Source organism: Paraburkholderia flava (assembly GCF_004359985.1).
In the GTDB taxonomy this organism is placed as follows: domain Bacteria; phylum Pseudomonadota; class Gammaproteobacteria; order Burkholderiales; family Burkholderiaceae; genus Paraburkholderia; species Paraburkholderia flava.
Genome location: NZ_SMRO01000005.1, coordinates 140,482 through 160,915, shown reverse-complemented (window position 1 = coordinate 160,915; position 20,434 = coordinate 140,482). Strand labels below are relative to the sequence as shown.

General features: G+C 64.5%; 17 protein-coding genes and 1 pseudogene. 6 read left to right on the top strand and 12 right to left on the bottom strand.

The window, feature by feature from the left end:
• The first annotated feature begins 4 nt into the window (after positions 1–4).
• From E1748_RS31170 to E1748_RS31150, 5 genes are read left to right on the top strand one after another with little or no spacing between them, the layout of a single operon-like run.
• Positions 5–598 carry an aminodeoxychorismate/anthranilate synthase component II gene (locus E1748_RS31170; protein WP_133651159.1) on the top strand — a complete coding sequence of 198 codons (594 nt, stop codon included), beginning with the start codon at positions 5–7 and terminating at the stop codon, positions 596–598.
• Positions 599–615: 17 nt separating this feature from the next.
• Positions 616–1,647, top strand: coding sequence for an anthranilate phosphoribosyltransferase (gene trpD / locus E1748_RS31165; protein WP_133651179.1), 1,032 nt, complete (start codon positions 616–618; stop codon positions 1,645–1,647).
• Positions 1,648–1,667: 20 nt separating this feature from the next.
• Positions 1,668–2,453, top strand: coding sequence for an indole-3-glycerol phosphate synthase TrpC (trpC, locus tag E1748_RS31160; RefSeq protein WP_133651158.1), 786 nt, complete (start codon positions 1,668–1,670; stop codon positions 2,451–2,453).
• Between the two features lie 33 nt (positions 2,454–2,486).
• Positions 2,487–3,122, top strand: a complete 636-nt coding sequence (locus E1748_RS31155) for a CYTH domain-containing protein (RefSeq protein WP_133651157.1) — start codon at positions 2,487–2,489, stop codon at positions 3,120–3,122.
• A 44-nt stretch (positions 3,123–3,166) separates the two neighbouring features.
• On the top strand, positions 3,167–3,988 hold the full coding sequence (locus E1748_RS31150; RefSeq protein WP_133651156.1) for a uracil-DNA glycosylase: 822 nt from the start codon (positions 3,167–3,169) through the stop codon (positions 3,986–3,988).
• A gap of 116 nt (positions 3,989–4,104) precedes the next feature.
• Here E1748_RS31150 and E1748_RS31145 read toward each other — a convergent pair whose 3' ends face one another.
• The 4 genes from E1748_RS31145 to E1748_RS31130 form a co-directional block, all read right to left on the bottom strand.
• Positions 4,105–4,701, bottom strand: coding sequence for an FMN-dependent NADH-azoreductase (locus tag E1748_RS31145; RefSeq protein WP_133651155.1), 597 nt, complete (start codon positions 4,699–4,701; stop codon positions 4,105–4,107).
• A gap of 257 nt (positions 4,702–4,958) precedes the next feature.
• Entirely contained in the window at positions 4,959–6,749 is a 1,791-nt protein-coding gene (locus E1748_RS31140; RefSeq protein WP_133651154.1) for a M61 family metallopeptidase, read from the bottom strand.
• A 115-nt stretch (positions 6,750–6,864) separates the two neighbouring features.
• Positions 6,865–7,590: a DsbC family protein gene (locus E1748_RS31135; protein ID WP_133651153.1), complete on the bottom strand. Its 726-nt coding sequence runs from the start codon at positions 7,588–7,590 to the stop codon at positions 6,865–6,867.
• Between the two features lie 101 nt (positions 7,591–7,691).
• Positions 7,692–8,861 (bottom strand): UbiH/UbiF family hydroxylase, encoded by a 1,170-nt coding sequence (locus E1748_RS31130; RefSeq protein ID WP_133651152.1) that lies wholly within the window; start codon positions 8,859–8,861, stop codon positions 7,692–7,694.
• A gap of 224 nt (positions 8,862–9,085) precedes the next feature.
• On the opposite strand from E1748_RS31130, the gene ychF reads away from it, so the two are divergent.
• Positions 9,086–10,180, top strand: a complete 1,095-nt coding sequence (gene ychF, locus E1748_RS31125) for a redox-regulated ATPase YchF (protein ID WP_133651151.1) — start codon at positions 9,086–9,088, stop codon at positions 10,178–10,180.
• A gap of 76 nt (positions 10,181–10,256) precedes the next feature.
• Here the strand turns inward: ychF and E1748_RS31120 are convergent, their stop codons facing one another.
• The 8 genes and pseudogenes from E1748_RS31120 to E1748_RS31085 all read right to left on the bottom strand — a co-directional run bounded on the left by E1748_RS31120 (position 10,257) and on the right by E1748_RS31085 (position 20,081).
• Positions 10,257–10,775: a hypothetical protein gene (locus E1748_RS31120; RefSeq protein WP_133651150.1), complete on the bottom strand. Its 519-nt coding sequence runs from the start codon at positions 10,773–10,775 to the stop codon at positions 10,257–10,259.
• Positions 10,772–11,929: an NAD(P)/FAD-dependent oxidoreductase gene (locus E1748_RS31115; protein WP_205965330.1), complete on the bottom strand. Its 1,158-nt coding sequence runs from the start codon at positions 11,927–11,929 to the stop codon at positions 10,772–10,774. Before E1748_RS31115 ends, E1748_RS31120 begins: the two co-directional genes overlap by 4 nt.
• A pseudogene (gene cysC / locus E1748_RS31110) lies at positions 11,926–12,513 on the bottom strand (adenylyl-sulfate kinase); the annotation flags it as partial. The gene E1748_RS31115 and the pseudogene cysC, both read right to left, overlap by 4 nt.
• Before the next feature lie 39 nt (positions 12,514–12,552).
• On the bottom strand, positions 12,553–13,734 hold the full coding sequence (locus E1748_RS31105) for an MFS transporter (RefSeq protein ID WP_133651147.1): 1,182 nt from the start codon (positions 13,732–13,734) through the stop codon (positions 12,553–12,555).
• A 66-nt stretch (positions 13,735–13,800) separates the two neighbouring features.
• The gene (locus E1748_RS31100) at positions 13,801–14,655 is read right to left on the bottom strand and encodes a family 3 encapsulin nanocompartment shell protein (protein ID WP_133651146.1); all 855 of its coding nucleotides are present in this window, start codon (positions 14,653–14,655) and stop codon (positions 13,801–13,803) included.
• A gap of 79 nt (positions 14,656–14,734) precedes the next feature.
• Positions 14,735–15,460, bottom strand: a complete 726-nt coding sequence (locus tag E1748_RS31095; protein WP_133651145.1) for a sulfotransferase-like domain-containing protein — start codon at positions 15,458–15,460, stop codon at positions 14,735–14,737.
• A gap of 26 nt (positions 15,461–15,486) precedes the next feature.
• Positions 15,487–16,470, bottom strand: coding sequence for an aldo/keto reductase (locus tag E1748_RS31090; RefSeq protein WP_133651144.1), 984 nt, complete (start codon positions 16,468–16,470; stop codon positions 15,487–15,489).
• A 38-nt stretch (positions 16,471–16,508) separates the two neighbouring features.
• Complete coding sequence (locus E1748_RS31085; RefSeq protein ID WP_166653664.1) at positions 16,509–20,081, bottom strand: non-ribosomal peptide synthetase; 3,573 nt, start codon at positions 20,079–20,081, stop codon at positions 16,509–16,511.
• Positions 20,082–20,434 lie beyond the last annotated feature (353 nt).

Here is a 20,434-nt window from a genome sequence, read left to right as displayed (position 1 = left end):
GACCATGCTGCTGATGATCGACAACTACGACTCGTTCACCTATAACCTGGTCCAGTACTTCGGCGAGCTCGGCGAAGACGTACAGACCCATCGCAACGACGAAATCACGCTCGACGAAATCGCCGCGCTGAAGCCCGAGCGCATCTGCCTGTCGCCGGGACCGAGCAATCCGCAACATGCGGGCATCACGCTCGACGTGCTGCGCGAATTTTCCGGCAAGGTGCCGATCCTCGGCGTGTGCCTCGGCCATCAGGCGATCGGCGAAGCGTTCGGCGGCCGCGTGGTGCGCGCGCAGACCATCATGCACGGCAAGGTGAGCCAGATCGAAACCGACTGCAAAGGCGTGTTCGCCGATCTGCCGAAGCACTTCACCATCACCCGCTATCACTCGCTCGCGATCGAGCGCGAATCGCTGCCGGATTGCCTCGAAGTGTCCGCATGGACCGACGACGGCGAGATCATGGGTGTGCGTCACAAAACCCTCGCGGTCGAAGGCGTACAGTTCCACCCGGAATCGATCCTGTCCGAACACGGCCACGCGCTGCTGGAAAATTTCGTCAAGCAGTCGAAATCCGCCAGCCTGCAACGTCACGCATGAAAGTCGAGGCCGAGATCATGTCGATTACCCCACAGGAAGCACTGCAGCGCACGATCGAGCATCGCGAGATTTTTCACGACGAGATGCTGCACCTGATGCGCCTCATCATGCGCGGCGACATGTCGCCGGTGATGTCGGCGGCGATCATCACCGGGCTGCGCGTCAAGAAAGAGACCATCGGCGAAATCGCCGCGGCCGCGACCGTGATGCGTGAATTCGCGCTGCACGTCGAGGTGGAGGACAACTCGAACTTCGTCGATATCGTCGGCACCGGCGGCGACGGTGCGCACACGTTCAACATCTCGACCGCGACGATGTTCGTCACCGCCGCAGCCGGCGCGAAGGTCGCGAAGCACGGCAATCGTGGCGTATCGAGCAAGTCGGGCAGCGCGGACGTGCTCGAAGCACTCGGCGTGAACATCGATCTGCAGCCGGATCAGGTTGCCGCATCGATCGCCGAAACGGGCATGGGTTTCATGTTCGCGCCGAACCATCATCCGGCGATGAAGAACATCGCGCCGGTGCGCCGTGAACTCGGCGTGCGGACCATCTTCAACATCCTCGGCCCGCTGACCAATCCGGCCGGCGCACCGAATCAGTTGATGGGCGTGTTTCACCCGGACCTCGTCGGCATTCAGGTGCGCGTGATGCAGCGGCTCGGCGCGAAGCACGTGCTGGTCGTGTACGGGATGGACGGTATGGATGAGGTGTCGCTCGGCGCCGCGACGCAGGTCGGCGAACTGCGCGACGGCCAGGTGCGCGAGTACGAAATCCATCCGGAAGACTTCGGCATGCAGATGGTGTCGAACCGTACGCTGAAGGTCACGGACGCGCACGAGTCGAAGGCGATGCTGCTCGAAGCGCTCGACAACAAGCCCGGCGTCGCGCGCGAAATCGTCGTGCTGAATGCCGGCACTGCGCTCTATGCGGCGAACGTCGCCGACTCGATCGCGGACGGCATCGGCATCGCACGCGAAGCGGTCGCGAGCGGTCGCGCGCGCGCGAAGGTCGACGAACTGATCCGCTTCACCCAGCAATTCAAGCAGTAAATTTTCGGTACGGAATTCTCATGAGCGATATCCTCGAACGCATCATCGACGTCAAGCGCAGCGAGATCCGCGCGGCGCAGCAGAGCGCGCCGCTCGAAGAGTTGAAGCTCGCCGCGTCGGCGCGCGATCTGCGCGACTTCGTCGGCGCACTGCGCGCGAAGCACGCGGCCGGCGTCGCGGCGGTGATCTCCGAAGTGAAGAAGGCAAGCCCGTCGAAAGGCGTGCTGCGCGAGCATTTCGTCCCCGCCGAGATCGCGAGCTCGTACGCGAAGCACGGCGCGGCGTGCCTGTCGGTGCTGACCGACGTGCAGTTCTTCCAGGGCAGCGCTGCGTATCTCGAAGAAGCACGCGCGGCCTGCGATCTGCCGGTGCTGCGCAAGGACTTCATCGTCGATCCGTACCAGATCGTCGAAGCGCGCGCGATGGGCGCGGACGCGATCCTGCTGATCGCCGCCGCACTGGAAACCTCGCAGATGCAGGACCTCGAAGCGTTCGCGCATTCGCTGGGCCTCGCGGTGCTGGTCGAGGTACACGATCACGACGAACTCGCCGAAGCGCTGACGTTGAAGACGCCGCTGATCGGCGTCAACAACCGCAATCTGCGCACGTTCGAAACGTCGATCGAAACGACGATCGGCATGCTCGATTCGATTCCCGACGACCGTATCGTCGTCACCGAATCGGGCATCCTGTCGCGCGCGGACGTCGAGCGGCTGCGTGCGCAGGACGTGCATACGTTCCTCGTCGGCGAAGCGTTCATGCGTGCGGATAATCCGGGCGCTGAACTCGCGCGGATGTTTTTCTGACTGTCTCCTGACTACCTTCTGACTGCACGCGCAATGGGTATCGAACGCGAAATCAAGCTGGCGCTGCCGGCGCATCAGGTGGCTGCGGCGACGCAGTGGTTCGTCGCGCGCACCGGTCGCACGGGCAACGCCTTTCCGCTTGCGAACCGTTACTTCGATACCCCCGCACTCGCGCTCGCCCGCGCAAAAAGCGCGCTGCGCCTGCGGCAGACACCGCAAGGCTGGCTGCAGACGTTCAAGACCGTCGGGGTTGCGACCGGCGGGCTGCATAGCCGGCACGAATGGGAGATGCCCATCGCGGGCGCCGCACTCGAGATCGATGCGCTGCTGCACGCCTGCGACGACGCCTCTGCCGCCGACGCGTTGCGACACGCCGCCCCTCAACTGATCGAACTGTTCCGCACCGACTTCACGCGCACGATCTGGCTTGTCGATTACGACGATGCCAAGATCGAAGCGGCCATCGACGTCGGCGAAGTGACCGCCGTTGTCGACAGCACGACGCGGCGCGCGCCGATCTGCGAAGTCGAGCTGGAGCTCAAGCAGGCCGGCAACGACGGCGACCGCGCGTTGCACGCTCTCGCCGATGAACTATGTGCGGCGATCACGGGTCTCGCCCCCGACGACATCAGCAAGGCGCAGCGCGGTTACCAGTTGCGCGAACTGTAGACGCGCCTTGAGCTACCGCGGCTTTGCTGCGACACTTGCGCGTCATGACGTCCTCCTCCCGATCCCGTTCCCATCCGTCGCAATCGTCGCTGTTCGCCGACGAGCCTGCGCCGTCCTCTTCTTCCGCCACGTCGGCACCGCCGTCCGCGCAATCGCTCGAAGCGCAGTTCGCTGCGCTACCGCCCGAGTGGCGCACGCTGCTTCAACCGTTCATCGACAGCGACACCTACGCGCCGCTGTGCAATTTCGTCGATGGCGAACGGGCAGCCGGCAAGACCGTGTATCCGGCAGACGTGTTCCGCGCGCTGCGTCTGACGAGCCCCGACGACGTGAAGGTCGTGATCCTCGGCCAGGACCCGTATCACGGTGAAGATCGCGGCACGCCGCAGGCACATGGCCTCGCGTTTTCGGTGCCGCCTTCGGTGCGGCCGCCGCCGTCGCTGAAGAACATCTTCAAGGAAATTGCGGCGAGCCTCGGTTATCCGGTGCCCACGCATGGCTGCCTCGATTCATGGGCGCGGCAAGGCGTGCTACTGCTGAACACGGTGCTGACGGTCGAGCGCGACAACGCGGCGAGCCACGCAAAACGCGGCTGGGAACGCTGCACCGACACGCTGATTCACGAACTCGCGCAGCGTCACGAAGGACTCGTGTTCATGCTGTGGGGCGCACACGCGCAGGCCAAGCGCGCATTGCTCGGCGGACGGTCGCACAAGGTGCTTGAGGCGCCGCATCCGTCGCCGCTGTCCGCGCATCGCGGCTTTCTCGGCTGCGGGCATTTCGCGCTCGCGAACGAATATCTCGTCGGGCAGGGTCGCGACGCGATCGACTGGCGTCTGCCTGAGACCGCGCAGACGCTCGCATAGATTCTTCATTCAACCGACGCTGCGCCGAAACGCAAAAACGCCACGGATCAATTCCGTGGCGTTTTGTTTTGTACGACTCCGTCGCCGCAAACACGGCGACGGGTAACGCAGCCGACTCAGTGCGCAGCGATCGCTTCGCGCGCGCCTGCGAGCGCAGCAGCGGCAGCGTCCGGGCCCATGTTCAGGCCTTCAGCGTAGATGAAGGTCACGTCGGTCATGCCGAGGAAACCGAGGAACGTCTTCAGGTACGGCGTCTGGCTGTCGTTCTGCGTACCCTGGTACTTGCCGCCGCGAGCCGACACGACGAACACCTTCTTGCCCGTCACGAGGCCTTCCGCGCCGGACGCGCCGTAGCGGAACGTGATGCCCGCACGAGCGATGAAATCGAAATACGTCTTGAGTTGCGACGAGATGCCGAAGTTGTACATCGGCGCGCCGATCACGACGATGTCGGCGGCTTGCAGTTCGGCGATCAACGCTTCGCTGCGCGCGGACAGCGCCTGTTGTTCGGGGGTGCGCTGATCGGCCGGCGTGAAGAACGCGCCGAGGACAGCGTCGTCGAGGTGCGGCAGCGGTTCGGCTTGCAGGTTACGGACAACGACGTGCGCGTCCGGATGGGTTAGCTTCAGCTTTTCCGTCAGTTCGTTGACGAGCAGCGTCGATTGCGCGCCTTGCGAGCGGGCTGCCGAGTTGATTTGCAGGATCGTGGTCATCTTGGACTCCAGTTGGGGCGCGCAGTGTTGTGCGCGAGTGGAGCCATTGTGTTTTTTTGCGAGGCCGCGAAAAAGTACCGCGCGAGCGAAGCATTGTTGCAGCCATAGAACAATCGGACGCTCAGACCCCGAACCGGATGTTCGAGCGTTTCGCTTTTGACAGCAAAGCGTAAGCTGAGCTTGTGGGAGCGGATGCCTGGAGCCGGCGTGCGCGGGATGCTTCGGCGGGCTCGGCAGCGCGCCCGCCGTTCAGCCCCTCACCCCTTTAGCCAGTGATCGCGCGCCTTCCGCGCAGCACCCCGGTCGCTTGCCGCCTCAAGCGTATAGCGACTCACCTCAGGCGCATCGAGCTGGACCTGCGCGACCCGCAGCTCGTCGCGCCGGAACGCATGCACCTCGACCTTCGCACCCGGCAGATAGCGGCCAAGCAACGCATCGAGATTACCGCCGGTCACGCGCAGACCGTCGATCGCAACCAGCACATCACCTGCCGACAACCCTGCTTTCTGCGCCGCGCTACCGTCATGCACGACAGCGAGCGTGCAGTCCGCACCGTTACGCACCCGCGCACCGAGCGACGGCTTCGCCTGCGCATCCTCGGCCGGCTTCAGCGACACACCGAACGGTTTCAGCAACTCAGCGAGCGGCAGATCGGCCGTACCGCGCACGCCCTCGGCAAACAGTTCCGCGAGATCGGCGCCCGTCGCGTCGGCGAACAGCGCCTCGACGTCCGCCTCATCGATACCGACCGGCTTGCCGCGATAGAAGTCGCGTCCATAGCGCTGCCACAGCAGACGCATCACATCGTCGAGCGACTTGCGATGGCCGGTCTGCTCGCGGATCGACAGATCGAACGCGAGCGCGACCAGCGATCCCTTCGTGTAATAACTGACGATCGCGTTCGCCGCGTTCTCATCCTGCCGGTAGTACTTGACCCACGCGTCGAACGAACTCTCCGCGACAGTCTGCCGGAACCGCCCGCTGCCGCGCTGCACGCTGCCGACTACCTTGCCGACGAGCCCGAAATAATCGTCCGGTGAAATCACGCCGCTGCGCACGAGCATCAGATCGTCGTAGTACGACGTGAAGCCTTCGAACAGCCACAGCAGCGACGTGTAATTCTCGTGCGACAGATCGTACGGTGCGAACGTCGCCGGCTTGATGCGCTTCACGTTCCACGTATGGAAGTACTCGTGGCTGCACAGGCCGAGGTAGGTCCGGTAGCCCTCGGTCATCGCGTCGCGGCCTGTCACCGGCAAGTCGCCGCGATTGCAGATCAGCGCCGTCGATGCGCGGTGTTCGAGGCCACCGTAGCCGTCGGTCACGGCCTGCGTCATGAACACGTAGCGGTCCACCGGCGCCTGCTTCGACTTCGGTTCGAACAGCGCGATCTGCGCTTCGCAGATGCGCTTGAGATCGGCGGCGAGCCGCTTCATGTCGAGCCCGACGACGCGTCCCGCAATCACGATATCGTGCGGCACGCCGTGTGCCTCGAACGTCGCAAGCGCGAATTCGCCGAGCGTCACTGGATGATCGATCAGTTCGTCGTAGTTCTGCGCGCGATATTCGCCGAAGCCGTAGCGCTTCGTGCCGCGTGCCTCCGGCAGCGCGGTCGCGACGCGCCAGTTGCGGTATTGCGCACCGTCCGGCTTGCGGATATCGACAACGCACGCCGCCTCTTCACGGCCTTCAACCGACAGAAACACGCTCGTACCGTTGAAGAAGCCGGTCGTGTCGTCGAGATGCGCGGCACGCACCGACAGATCCCACGCGTAGACCTCGTAGCGCAGCGTCAACGCGCCCTTCACCGGCGCGGCCTGCCACGTGTGCTTGTCGGTCTTCGCGATGCGCACCTTGCGGCCCGCGTCGTTGAACGCACGCAGCGTGACGATGTTGCGCGCGAACTCGCGCACCATGTAGCTGCCCGGAATCCACACGGGCAACATGAAGCGCTGCCCGGCCGGATCGGGATCGGCGACCGTGACGGTGACTTCGAACAAGTGAGCGGCGGGTTGCTTCGGAACGATGCTGTAGCGGATCGGCTTCATCGGCGGGAGGGAGGCGGACGGCGAAAGAAGATAGGGGAAACGGCAACTGCGGGATGCACATCGGAATCGCGTGAGACAGACACCTGTCGTGCCTCACGCGATGCGCTGCTACGGCTTAGTGCACCGCCGACAGCTGCTTGTTCAGTTCATCAGCAGGCACAGCGCCCGGCAGACGACGGCCATCCGCAAGGAACACCGTCGGCGTGCCGGTCACGTTCATCGACTGGCCGAGTGCGAGGTTCTTGTCGATCGCGGCGGTATCGCAGGTGCCGGCGGCGGTCGGCGCCTGGTGATCCTGCATCCACGATTCCCACGCCTTCGCGCGGTCGGCGGAACACCAGATCGACTTCGACTTCACCGCCGAATCCGGTGTCAGCACCGGATACAGGAACGTGTAGACCGTCACGTTATCGACCGACTTCAGCGTCTTTTCCAGCTGCTTGCAGTACGGGCAGTTCGGATCGGAGAACACCGCGATGCGGCGGCTACCGTTGCCCTTCACCACTTTCACCGCGTTCGCGAACGGCAGGCTCGCGAAGTCGATCTTGTTGATTTCCGACATGCGCGCTTCGGTCAGGTTCTTGTGCGTCTTCGCATCGACGAGATCGCCGAGCAGCACGTAGTCGCCTGCCGCATCGCTGTAGAGCATCTGGGTGCCGAGGTTCACTTCGTACAACCCGGCGATCGGCGATTTCGTGATGCCCTTGATCGTCACGTCGCCGAGGCGCGCCTGCAGCGTCGTCTTGAGTTTGTCGGTGGTCTGGTCGGCCTGCGCGGTGCAGCCGAGCGTCGCGGCGACGGTCGCGAGGACCAGCACGGCGATACGGAGAGGCTTGTTCATGCGGATTCCCTGAGTCCCTGATTCACTGATAGATTCGCGCACGCCGGATGCGCGCGCCTGCTTCGAATGTTCGAGCGGTACTGCCTTTACCCGTTACCTCGTTATCCCAATGCCGCCGACACCAGCCAGCGTTTGACCAGCGGCTGCGCACCCACCATCGCCATGCCTGCGTTGCGCATCGCACGCGCGAACGGCCCGGGCACCGCAAACAGTTTCTGCAGACCGTCGGTGGCGAGCATCAGCGCGCGGATGTCCTCGCGACGCGAGCGTTCGTAGCGACGCAGCAGCACGGTATCGCCGGTATCGCGGAACGCTTCCTTCTGCGCGACGACATCGGCCAGCGACGCCACGTCGCGCAGCCCGAGGTTCATTCCCTGGCCCGCGAGCGGATGAATCAGATGCGCGGCATCGCCGACCAGCGCGACGCGCGGCGCGATCAAACGATCGACGGTTTGCATCGACAGCGGAAAACCCTTCGCCGGCGTCACGCATTCGAGACCGCCCAGTACGCCCTGCGACACGCGCTCGACTTCGGCCGCGAGTTCCGCGGGATCGAGTGCGAGCAGTTCGTCCGCGTGTTCGGTGCGCGCCGACCATACCAGCGACACATGACCATCGGGCAACGGCAGCAACGCGACGATCTCGCCTTCGCTAAACCATTGATACGCAGTCTCGCGATGCGGCCGCTCCGCCTTGAAATTCGCGACCACGCCGGTTTGCTTATAGTCGCGCCGCGTGACGTTCGACTCGATCTGCGAACGCACCCACGAGTGCGCACCATCCGCGCCGACGACCAGATCGGCGGCGATCGTGCGACCGTTCGCGAGCGCGACGGTCGCGCCGGTGGACGTCACGTCGAGGCCCTGCGCACGCGTATCGAGCCACGTGACGTTCGCCTGAAAGCGCAGCGCGGCATCGAGCGCACGCTCGATCAGCGACGACTCCGCGATCCACGCAAGCTGCGGCACCGACGCCTGGAACGCGGAGAAATGCAGCTCGGCATGCGCATCACCGAACACCCGCATGTCATAGACCGGCGACAGCTTCGATACATCGAGCGCCTGCCACACGCGCAGCCGCTCGAGCAGCGCCTGCGAACTCGCGGACAGTGCGTAGACCCGGGCGTCGAAGGCTTCGTCGGCGGGTTGCGGCGCACACGGCTGCGCGAGCAGCGCGACGCGCAGACCGCCCTGCGTCAACGCGAGCGCAGCGGTCTTGCCGACGAGCCCGCCGCCGATCACGGCGGCGTCAAAGGTCTGGGTATGAGTCATTCGCGCATTATAGCTGTGGGTGCCATTCGCGATGGCCCGGGCGGGCGCGCTGCCGGTGACCGGCGTGGCAGCCGCCCGCCTGCGGACCAGCACCCCGGACAGGGTTACAATTGCGGTTTTTCCGGCGCCGGCCGTCAGCGGCACGACGCCGCGCTTGTGCGTTGTCTGCGCCCCCGCGCGCGACGAAGCCAGTTATCACCCGATTCGATTTCCAGAGATATCCCATGAGCCTCAAATGCGGCATCGTCGGCCTGCCGAACGTCGGCAAGTCCACGCTTTTCAACGCACTGACCAAGGCCGGCATCGCCGCCGAAAACTACCCGTTCTGCACGATCGAACCGAACGTCGGCATCGTCGAGGTGCCGGACGCGCGCCTGAACGCGCTGGCCGAGATCGTCAAGCCTGAGCGCATCGTGCCGGCCGTCGTCGAATTCGTCGACATCGCGGGCCTCGTCGCGGGCGCGAGCAAGGGCGAAGGGCTCGGCAACCAGTTCCTCGCGAACATCCGCGAAACCGATGCGATCACGCACGTGGTGCGCTGCTTCGAAGACGAGAACGTGATCCACGTCGCGGGCAAGGTCGATCCGCTGTCGGACATCGAGGTGATCAACACCGAACTCGCGCTCGCCGACCTCGCTACTGTCGAAAAGTCGCTGACGCGTTATTCGAAGGCCGCGAAGTCCGGTAACGACAAGGAAGCGGGCAAGCTCGCCGCCGTGCTCGAAAAAGTCCGCGCGCAGCTCGACCAGGCGAAGCCGGTCCGCGCGCTGTCGCTGTCGGACGACGAGAATGCGCTGCTCAAGCCGTTCTGCCTGATCACCGCGAAGCCGACGATGTACGTCGCGAACGTGATGGACGACGGCTTCGAGAACAACCCGCACCTCGACGCAGTGCGCCGTCACGCGGAAGCGGAAAATTCACCGGTCGTCGCGGTGTGCGCCGCGATCGAAGCGGAGATCGCCGATCTCGCCGACGAAGACAAGGAAGTGTTCCTGTCCGACATGGGCATGGAAGAGCCGGGCCTGAGCCGCGTGATCCGCGCGGCCTTCAAGCTGCTCGGTCTGCAGACCTACTTCACCGCAGGCGTGAAGGAAGTGCGCGCGTGGACGATCCATATCGGCGACACGGCACCGCAGGCTGCCGGCGTGATCCACACGGACTTCGAGCGAGGCTTCATCCGCGCGCAGACCATCGGCTTCGCGGACTACGTCGCGTACAAGGGCGAGCATGGGGCGAAGGAAGCGGGCAAGATGCGGGCGGAAGGGAAGGAATACGTCGTGCATGATGGCGACGTGATGAATTTTCTGTTTAACGTCTAACGACAAGCCACACTGCACCCCATGGACATCGCGCCATGGGGTCCGTCAGGTCGTCACCCTTGACGTCCAGACATCACTACTTCCCCACCCCCGTCACCGTCTTGTACGGCGGCTTCCCCTTCGGATCCGTCATCGTATTGTCGATCACCCGCTCGACGTCCGCGGTCTTGCCGAGTTCCGTCAGGAACTTCTCCTTGTCGAAGTCCGGCGACACGCATCCTTCCACATAGATAAACCGCCGCTGCAGCGTGAACCACAGTGTCGTGTTGTCGAGCCAATGCGTCGTGTAGTTGATGTTCGTCAGACGCCGGCCGACGGCTTCCTGGATTTCCTTGTCGTACAGATAACCGTTCGACAGCCTGCAACGCCCCTCCACCCAGCAGCTGTTGCCGCGCTCGATCCGGTAGTGCGCATCGTCGAGCCACTCCTGCTCGGTCACGAGCGGTCCGAGCGGCACCGGGCAATCGGCGATCGCCTTCGAGATCTGAAAGAACGGATCGTTGCCGCGATTCACGCGCGCTTCGTCGGCGAACGTCGCGTGGCTGACAAGCGAAAGTACGAGTGCCGCGATGCTGCAACCGGTCAGGTATTTCATCGACTCTCTCCATTTTTATGTTCTCTTGCGACGCGCTCAGGCGACAACCGCGCTTCGGTCAGACCCACGGCGTGCAACTCATCGGGCAACTCACCGCGCATGACCAGTGCGGCCACCGCGCGTCCCGCAGCAGGCGCCGTCTGAATGCCGTAACCACCGAATGCAGCCGCCCAGACGAACCTTGGCGTGTCGCGCGTTGCACCGAGCACCGGCACGTCATCGGCGATCATACTGCGCAGACCGGCCCACTTGCGCACGACCCGCGCGACCCGCAGCGTCGTCACCGCTTCGAGCCGTTGAATCGCGACGGCGACGTCCAGTTCTTCCGGCTGCGCATCGCACGGTGCAACGGGCGTCTCGTCGGACGGACTCACCATCAGCTTGCCGCTTTCCGGCCTGAAGTAAAAGGTATCGGCGAGATCGGTGACCAGCGGCCACGCGCGAAGTTGCAGATCATCCGGTACATCGACGAGCACTGCGGTGCGACGCTTCGGCACCAGTCCGATCGGCGCGACACCGGCCATCGCCGCGACTTCGTCGGCCCACGCACCGGCCGCATTGACGACGCACCCAGCGGTGAATGTCTGCTCGCCGGTTGCATCGATCCGCCACGCAGCACCGTCGCGACGCAAGCCGCGTACGCGCGCGCCGCGAATCGTGCTGCCGCCGCGTGCACGCACGCCGCGCAGAAAGCCCTGGTGTAGCGCGTCGACGTCGATGTCCAGCACCGAGGGCCGGCTCAACGCCCTCACATACTCTACCGGCGACAGGATCGGACACATCGAGCGCGCATCGTCGAGCGTGATCTCGACAGCGGCTGCGTGCGGCGGACGACTCTCGCCGAGTGCGGCGTCGAAGCGCCCGGCATCGACGTCGGCTGCAGTCGCGAGCGCGATCGTGCCGCGTGGCGACACCAACGGTACATCGACGAACCCATCCGGAGGACTTTCGAAAAACACCCGACTCGCCGCAGTCAGCAGACGCACCGGCTGCGCGCCGAAGTATTCGGAAAAGATCGCCGCCGAGCGCCCGGTCGCGTGATAGCCGAACGCATCCTCGCCGTCGAGCAACGCGACGCGCCCCGCTTCCGCCAGGCAATACGCGCACGCGGCGCCCGCCATCCCGCCGCCGATCACGACGAAATCGACGTTCAAATCAGCTTCTCTCGATCCAGCCACGCTAGCACCGCATCCGCCGATTGCTGCGCATTCCATCGCGTGGTGTCGAGACGGATCTCGGGTTCGTCGGGTGCCTCGTACGGTGAGTCGACGCCGGTGAAGTGCGTGATGAGTCCGCTACGCGCCTTGCGATAGAGTCCTTTCGGATCGCGCGCCTCCGCGACTTCGAGCGGCGTATCGACATGCACTTCGACGAACTCGCGCGCGCCGAACAGACGCCGCGCCGCGAGCCGCTGCTCGCGAAACGGCGAGATGAACGTGACGAGCACGATCAGCCCGGCATCGACCATCAGCCGCGCGACTTCGCCAGCTCGTCGCACGTTCTCCGCGCGATCCTCGTCGGTGAAACCGAGATCGCGATTGAGCCGGTGCCGCACGTTGTCGCCATCGAGAACGAAGCAGTGGCGGTTGCGCGCGAAGAGCCGTTCATCGACAAGATTCGCGATCGTCGATTTACCCGCGCCCGACAGACCGGTGAACCAGAGCACGCACGGCTGCTGGTTCTTTTGCGCAGCACGTGCTTCGGCACCGATCGTCACGTCCTGCCACACGAGATTGTTTCCACTCATTGATGAATTCTCCAGACACTCCGCGTGGGTTCAGGGTTGCGAGACTGTCGCCGTGCGACGCAACGCCGCAAGCGGCACGAGACCCGCCGACACAACCGCGAACACCAGCATCACGACATAGATCGCCGGATAGCCGGTACGACTCGCGACGAAGCCCGCAACGATACCGCCCGCGGCCACACCGAGATCCCAGAACGACGTGAACATCCCGAGCGCGGCACCGTGCTGCGACGAGTCGGTGTTGCGGATCACGACGAGCGCCAGCGACGGATAAAGCAGCGACAGTCCCAGCCCCATCGTGAACCCGCCGACCACCGCGACCGCCAGCGACGGCGCAATGCCTACCAGCACCAGTCCGCACGCCTCGACGAGCGCGGCGCCGAGCGCGACGCGGTACGGTCCGAGCTTGTCGGGCAGATGACCGAGAAACAGCCGCGACCCGACATACGCGAAGCCGAACACGTTGAACGCCAGAATGCCGTTGTCGATACCGCGCTTTGCCATGTGCAGCGACACGAACGACGCGAGTGCCGCATATCCCATCGACGCACAAGCGAGCGCGACACCCGGCACGAACGCGGTCGCGGGAAACAGTGCGGCCTTTCTCGCGGCGCGGACCCGCGCGGGTGCCGACTTGCGCGACATCAACAGCACGCCGATCACCGGCATCACCGTGCAGACCGCCCAGACCGGACCGAAATCGAACGCCTTCATCAGCGTCGCGCCGGCAAGCGCCCCGAGCGTCACGCCCGTCCACATGCTGACGCCGTACAGGCCGACGATCTTGCCGCGCCGCTCGGCCGGCGCAATCGCGACGAGCCAAGTCGCGCCCGCCGTGAACACCGCACCTTCGCCGACGCCGTGCAGCACCCTGACCGCAACCAGCAGGTCCAGATTCGACGCGATCGCATAGCACGCGCCCGCGAGCGCGCAGAGCACGGCGCCGATCATCATCAGCGTCTTGTGACCGATCCGGTCGGACAGCCGCCCGGCGATCGGCCGCGTGATCACCACGGCCACCGCGATCGCGGCAATCACCGTTCCGACGCTGACGTCGCTGCCGCCCATCCTGTCTTTCACGTAGAACGGCAGCACGGAAAGCGTCGCGCCGATCCCGAAGTGACAACAGAACAGGCCGAGAAAAAGCGGCATGTAAGTCCCGTAGAACCGCCATCCCGATGTCTTGACGCCCCCCTCAATGCGCTCGTCCATCGCCGCTCCCTGTTCCTTGATGAAAGACTGGTGTTGACCGGTCACTGCCGCACGCGCGCGGCGCCGTTAGCCCGGCATAGCGTGGAAGAAGTGCGTCGGCAGATGCACGGCGAGTCCTTCGTAGATTTCCGCGCATACAGCCAAACCATCGCTCGCGAACGTGCCGGTCGGCGGCGTACCGACGCGGATCACCGACTTGCCCGTATGCAGCAAACGCGCCGCCACCGCGAAATCACCGACGAGCGCACAGCCCGGCGCGACCATCCGCGTCCGCACGATGATCGTGCCATTCGCCTTGAGGTCGGCGAGGAGGCTGCCCTTGCCGAGCATCTGATGATAGTAGTCGACCGAGTTGACGATCATCGCGTGCGCGGTCGCGCCGTTCTGCTCGATCTCGTTGCACGCGGCCAGCACGCCGTCGACGTAGCTGCCCGAATACTTGAGCTGCGTCACGCCGGGATAGTTCAAGAGCCCATTGGGGCCGAGCGTCAACGCCTGGTTCTCGGCGGTCGCGAGGCGCACCAGCAGACGGTAGTCGATGAACTCCGCGATCGCCCGCTCGTCGCCGAAGAGCGCTTCGGGAAGCTGCACCCACGCGGAGATCGGTCGCACCTCGGCCTCGCTCGTACCGAAGCGGAATGTCGCCTCCTGACGCAGCTTCCCTTCGAAGACATCGCCGGTCTGGCCTGCGGGCGGCCGGCTCTCGGACCAGAAGCGGCTCGTCGGCGCATCGATGCGGCGCTTGCGAAACAGCTGGCTCACCATCAGACGCGGCCGGTCCTGGGTCGGCTTGAACGCCTCGGTGATCGTGTAATCGAAATGAACCTCGGTGTTCCGGCCGTTCGCGACGAACGCGCGGGCAAACGTCTCGCCCGACGAAAGTTGCGCTGCTGCATCGACCGCGGATGAATTGCCTGACATGAGTTCGCCTCGCTATAAGGAGAAAAAGCGGAAACCGGGTTGAAGAATGAAAAGCACGAAACGCGTTGCGGAAGACGGTTCAGCGGATCGCATGGCGAACCAGCTGCTCGTAAAACGGACGGTGGTGATCGAAGTACTGCTTGAGCATCGGATGGTTGTCGACCGTCACCTCGTAGTCGTGCTGCTGCGCGCTGAATCCCGAGCTTTGCGATACGCCCGTATGCCACTGCCGCGTGCGCTGCCATTCGGGACGATCCTCGGGCTGCCAGGTGAGCGCGTGGTCGAGGAACGGCAGACCGGTCTCGCGGCACCAGCGCGCGACGACGGTTCGCGGGTCGGCGATGAGCCGTTCCGCGTCGATCACCAGCGGCGGCGAAGTCTTCAAGCTGCTGATCAGTTCGAAGATCTCGAACAGATGCTCGTAGCCCACCTCGGGACACGTGATCGTGGGCTTCATGTGATACAGCGAGCTGATCGTCCTATGCGGCTCGCGCACGATGAACGTGTGCTCGAAATCGGCGATCGCCTCGGGATGCTCGAACAGATAGCGATAACGATGCTCGACGGTGTCCTTGAAGAACACCGGACGCGTCTGCGCGAGCACGCGCATCTGCGCGAACAGCGCGGCTTCCGAGTCCACTTCGATCGTCGAGCCGTCGACGTCCGGCACGCTCACGCGTCCGGTATCGATCAGCGTGACCAGCGGCTCGTGGATCACGGTCACGTCGCCGCGCTCCAGCATCATGCGCAGGAACGCCGTCGACATCGCACGCTGATGCGCCCACATCGCGATGATCTTGCTCACGCGTTATCTCCTGTGAACGGCTGCATTCATTGCGACCACGCAGTCGGCAAGCGATCCCAGCGATGCCGGCGCAACTCCGCCAGCAGCTCGGGCGACAACGGCGGCGCATCGCTCACGCCCATGTTCGCGCGCACGTTCGCGAGCTGTCGCATGCCGGGGATCACCGTCGACACCGCCGGATGATGAAGAATGAAACGTAGCGCGAGTTCCGGCAGCGTCGAGCCGTCGGGCACGATGCGCTTCAACGCGTCGGCACGCTCGACCGTCGGCCCGAGATTCTCGGGACCGAAATAGGTGCTGCGCCAGTCTTCGGGAGGGAAGGTGCTGGTGCGCGTCAGCGTGCCGGTCAGGCCGCCTTCGTCGAACGGCACGCGCGCGATGATCCCGATATCGCGTTCCTGCGCGACGCGGAACAGTTCGTCTTCGGGCGCCTGATCGAAGATGTTGTAGATCACCTGGATCACGTCGATGAGCCCGGTTTCAATCGCCTTCACGCAGTTGGCCGGCTCCCAGCGATTCACGCTGATCCCGATGCCTTCGATCAGCCCTTCGGCACGCAGATCGCTCATCGTGCGCTGCCACGATTCGTCGTGAGCCCAGCGGTCGTCCCACACATGGAACTGCATCAGATCGATCCGGTCGACGCCGAGATTCTCGAGACTGCGCTGCGTGTACTCGCGAATGTGTGCAGCCGGAAAGACGTCGTCGAGCGTGTCGTGAGCGCGCGGCGGCCACTCGCGGTTCTTCGGCGGAATCTTCGTCGCGACGTACAGCCGGCGATCCGGATGCGAGCGCAGCACGCGTCCCAGCATCTCTTCGCTGATACCGCGTCCGTAGACCCATGCGGTGTCGAAGAAATTGCAACCGGCTTCGACTGCCGCATCGAGACAGTGGGGCGCGGTGTCGTAGTTCGCGCCGGTGAAGTTGCCGGGGCCGCCGGCAATGCCCCACATGCCGTAGCCGACCTCGCTGACCTGCCAGCCTAGACGTCCCATTCTTCGGTAATGCATTGCGGCTCCTCGCTTGTGACTTCGCTTGATGATGTATATCAACCCGCGCCGAGCAACTGACGGCCATATCGCGCGATCGCGTGATCCAGATCGACGTCCGCGAGACCGTGCGTGCGTTCGAGCGCATCGCAGCCAGCTCTGTCGAAAAGACCAGGATTGTTCGTCAGCAGCGACGAGAACGTCGCGGCGAGCGTGGCCTCGTCGGTTGGCGTGGACGGCAGCAGTCTGCGCAGCAAACTCAGTTCGTGCGATCCATGCTGCGCGATGCATGCATCGAGCGCGGCGAGCCATTGCGTGCACGACAGCGTATCGAGCGCAGTGCCGGTGTGAGAAAACGCGTCGTCGAAACGCACGCTGCGTGGATGGAAGACGTGATACGCACGACCCCACGTGTCGGCATCGAAGACCGCCGACGCCACGCGCGACGCGACATAGTCGACCGGCGACCAGTCCGAACGCATCGGCACTGCGGGTCTCGCGTTCAACTGCGCCATCGCCGTCAACAGGAAATGCGTGAGCGCGCGCGGATTCGGCACGCAACTCACGCCGCCGCTCGACGGCATCACCTCGCCGAGCCGGAACACGGTGACCGGCAAACCGCTTGCGCGCGCGTCGAGCAACATCCGTTCGGCAACCCACTTCGAGCGGCTGTAGCCGGAACGCGGAACGATCGTATGGTGAGGGTCTAACGCTTCGTCGAGTAGCGCTGCGCGTTGCGCGGCTTCCTGTTCGAACGCGCCGAGCGTCGACACGAAGAAGAACGGCTTCTCGTGATGTTCGAACGACAGGCGCAGCAACTGCTGTGTCGCGAGTACGTTCGACGCGCGATGCGCACGATAGTCGTAGGCGAAATTGACGAGCGCGCCGCAGTGGACGATCGCGTCGAAGCGTGCGGCGAGTGCGTCGCGGTCCGGGGCGTCCAGGCCTAGTCCTGTTGCTGCGAGATCGCCTGCGACTGCGTGAAGCCGGCCCGCATAGCGCTCGTCCCACAGGTGCTTTTCATTGAAGCATTCGATCAGCCGGCGCTGCGGATCGCCGTCCGCGCGCAGAAGCACCACGACCTCAAGATCGTCGTCGCGATCCAGCAGTGACTTCGCGAGATAGCTGCCGATGAAACCGGTGCCGCCTGTGAGTAGCAAGCTGCGCGGTGCGTGCTGTGCGTTCGACGTGCTCGATGCGTTCGATGCGCGCCCTGCATGCTCGATGCGATTGCGGAGCCCAGCGTCCGCAGCCGCCGATGTGCCGTGCTGCGTCGCCTGCAGTGCGCTCGCGAAGACATGCGCATCGCGCTCCATCAATGCCGCCTCAGATTCGTCTGGCTCGTCCGCGCCGCCACCACCCAGCCGCTGCTCGATATACACCCCAGCCTTCGCCGCACTCGGATGCGCGAGCAGATCGCTGACGCTGAAGCGCAGCCCGAACAGCCGTTCAAGCTCGATCGCAGTCGCAAGCGCGTTGAGCGAATCCCCGCCCGCTTCGAAGAAATCGTCGTCGACACCGAGGTCCGCGCAACGCAACTGCGCGGCGAACACGGCGAGCACGCGCGCGGTCACATCGTCGTCGGCGACGGGCACCGCGTGCAGCACCTGACGATCGGTGTCGGCGAGATAGTCGTCGAGCTGTTGCTGCAGAACCTTGCGATTCACCTTCCCGCTTTCCGCGAGCGGCATCGACGCGAGCACGAAGTAATGCCGCGGCAGCGACGCACGCGGCAGCACGCCGCGCAGATGACGCTCGACCGTCGCGCGGTCGAGATCCGCCGTGCCGGTCACGAAGAGCGCGATCGACCGCGCGCTGCGCTCGCCCGCGACGAACGCCTTCGCGTGATGCACATGCGGACAACGCTCCGCAGCCGCCTCGATCTCGCCGAGTTCGATCCGCACGCCGCCCACTTTCACCTGAAAATCCTTGCGGCCGACGAAACGCAGTTCGCCATGACTGTCGAAACAGCCGAGGTCGCCGGTCCGGTAGAGCTTCGCGCCGGGAATCGTCGGGAACGGGTTGTCGATGAAGACGCGCGCGGTGAGTTCGGGTCGTCCGACGTAACCAGCGCCGACGCAGATCCCGCCGATCAGCAGCTCGCCGCACGCGCCCGGCGGCAACGGCCGCAGTTCAGGATCGACGATCACGACGTAGCAATTGTCGATCGGGCGGCCGATCGGAATCGACATGCCGTCCGCCGCTTCGGCCGGATGAAAGACCATGCCGATCGACGTCTCCGTCGGACCGTACGCATTCGTGATCCGCAGATGCGGCAACAGCGCGCGCATCTTGTGAACCATCGGCGGCGTAATTTCCTCGCCGCCGACGATTAGTTCCGCGAGCGTCGACAGCTTCGCGCACACCTGGTCGTCGTGTTCGGCGAGCGCGACGATCTGGTTGAACACGCTCGGCACGAAGTCGGTCATCGTGACGCCGTAGCGCGCGACCGTGTCGACCGTCGTCTCGAGATCGAGGAACGCGCCCTGCTTCGGAATCACGACCTTCGCGCCGGTCGTCAGCGGCCAGAACAGTTGCCACACCGACGAGTCGAACGTGTGCCGGCTGTTTTGCAGAATGCACGCGCGCTCACCCGCCACCCGATCGAAATAGCGCGACATGAAGCGAAAGCGATTCGCGAGGCCGCCGTGCAGATTCAGCGCGCACTTCGCGCGACCCGTCGTGCCCGACGTGAAGATTCCGTAGATCGCATCGTCCGGTTCGATCGCGACGTCGGGCCGCGTACGCTGCGGTTCGAGCCGGTCGATGTCGATCGCGAGCGCGCCGGCGCGAAATGTCTCGGGCAAGTCGTCCGCGTTTGCGCAGACGACCACGTCGCTCGACAGTTCTTCCAGTGCCTGCACGAGGCGTTCGACCGGCCACGCGTGATCGAGCGGCACGAACGCGGCGCCGAGCTTCATCAGTGCGTGATACGCGACCGGCATTTCAAGACTGTTCGCGAGCAGCACCGGCACGATCGCGCCTTTCGTCACGCCGCGCGCGGCAAGCTGGGCGGCAAATGCATTCGCCCGGCGATCGAATTCCGCGTAGGTGAGCCAGCGGCCGTCGAAGCAAAACGCGGGGCGCGCCGGATGCGCATCCACGCTGTCTTCAATCATCTGCGGAATCGCGCGCCACGCACCGTGGTCGCGCGCTTCGCCTGCAAGCGCACCGACCACGCTCTCGAACGAAGCGGAGCCGAGACCGCGCGCGGTGGCAGGCGTTGCGTCGGGATCGGTCAGCAGTTCGTGCAGGATTTCGGCATACAGTTCGGCGACCGCGTCGCACGCCTGCGCCCACGGATCGTCCTCTGCGCAGACGGCGATCACCGACAGCATCTCTTCGCCAAGCCGGCACAGAATGCGCACCGCTGCGCGTCCCGCATTCAGTTCGACGGGACGACTGATCAGATCGACCTGCATCGCGCGATCGGGGACGTCGCTGCTGCGCGCGGCATCGAGCAGCCGCAGCGCACGATCGCGCGACGCGAAGTTCAGCGACTCCGGCCACCCGGTCCAATGCGCGATGCCGGGCGCGGTATCGCGCCGTTGACGACTGTCGACGATCACCGGCAAATAGCGATCGAGTCGCGCACAGGTTTCGATCGCGGCGAGCGCGGCCGTCAGTGTCAACGTCCGCGCATCCGCGATCGGCTCGATGCGCCGAACGGGCCTCGCATAATGGCCGAGTATCTGCACCTCGTAATGCGTCGACGTTGCCGGATCGGCAATATCAAACGCACCGGCCGTACTTTCACTTTCTGAAGGCGTTAAATGTGTTCGTACCATGTTTATGGATAGACACAGAAAGCCAAATCAATCGGATACGCCAGCCCAAGCCGACGCGTTTATGCATTTCGCATTGAATAAAATCTGCTGCTGCAATTCCGAAAACCGAAAGCACGATATCGCCGACGACAAATATGCCGCCGTACGGGATACCGGAAAGATGACGCCGTGATGTTCTTGTCTCGTGAGCCGTTGTG

Bases quoted from the DNA above. Each gene is read 5' to 3' on its own strand.
- E1748_RS31150 (WP_133651156.1), top strand. From the start codon at position 3,167: ATGACGTCCTCCTCCCGATCCCGTTCCCATCCGTCGCAATCGTCGCTG.
- E1748_RS31135 (WP_133651153.1), bottom strand. From the start codon at position 7,590: ATGAACAAGCCTCTCCGTATCGCCGTGCTGGTCCTCGCGACCGTCGCC.
- E1748_RS31105 (WP_133651147.1), bottom strand. From the start codon at position 13,734: ATGGACGAGCGCATTGAGGGGGGCGTCAAGACATCGGGATGGCGGTTC.
- trpC (WP_133651158.1), top strand. From the start codon at position 1,668: ATGAGCGATATCCTCGAACGCATCATCGACGTCAAGCGCAGCGAGATC.
- E1748_RS31120 (WP_133651150.1), bottom strand. From the start codon at position 10,775: ATGAAATACCTGACCGGTTGCAGCATCGCGGCACTCGTACTTTCGCTT.
- trpD (WP_133651179.1), top strand. From the start codon at position 616: ATGTCGATTACCCCACAGGAAGCACTGCAGCGCACGATCGAGCATCGC.
- E1748_RS31130 (WP_133651152.1), bottom strand. From the start codon at position 8,861: ATGACTCATACCCAGACCTTTGACGCCGCCGTGATCGGCGGCGGGCTC.
- E1748_RS31140 (WP_133651154.1), bottom strand. From the start codon at position 6,749: ATGAAGCCGATCCGCTACAGCATCGTTCCGAAGCAACCCGCCGCTCAC.
- E1748_RS31170 (WP_133651159.1), top strand. From the start codon at position 5: ATGCTGCTGATGATCGACAACTACGACTCGTTCACCTATAACCTGGTC.
- E1748_RS31100 (WP_133651146.1), bottom strand. From the start codon at position 14,655: ATGTCAGGCAATTCATCCGCGGTCGATGCAGCAGCGCAACTTTCGTCG.
- ychF (WP_133651151.1), top strand. From the start codon at position 9,086: ATGAGCCTCAAATGCGGCATCGTCGGCCTGCCGAACGTCGGCAAGTCC.
- E1748_RS31155 (WP_133651157.1), top strand. From the start codon at position 2,487: ATGGGTATCGAACGCGAAATCAAGCTGGCGCTGCCGGCGCATCAGGTG.
- E1748_RS31090 (WP_133651144.1), bottom strand. From the start codon at position 16,470: ATGCATTACCGAAGAATGGGACGTCTAGGCTGGCAGGTCAGCGAGGTC.
- E1748_RS31145 (WP_133651155.1), bottom strand. From the start codon at position 4,701: ATGACCACGATCCTGCAAATCAACTCGGCAGCCCGCTCGCAAGGCGCG.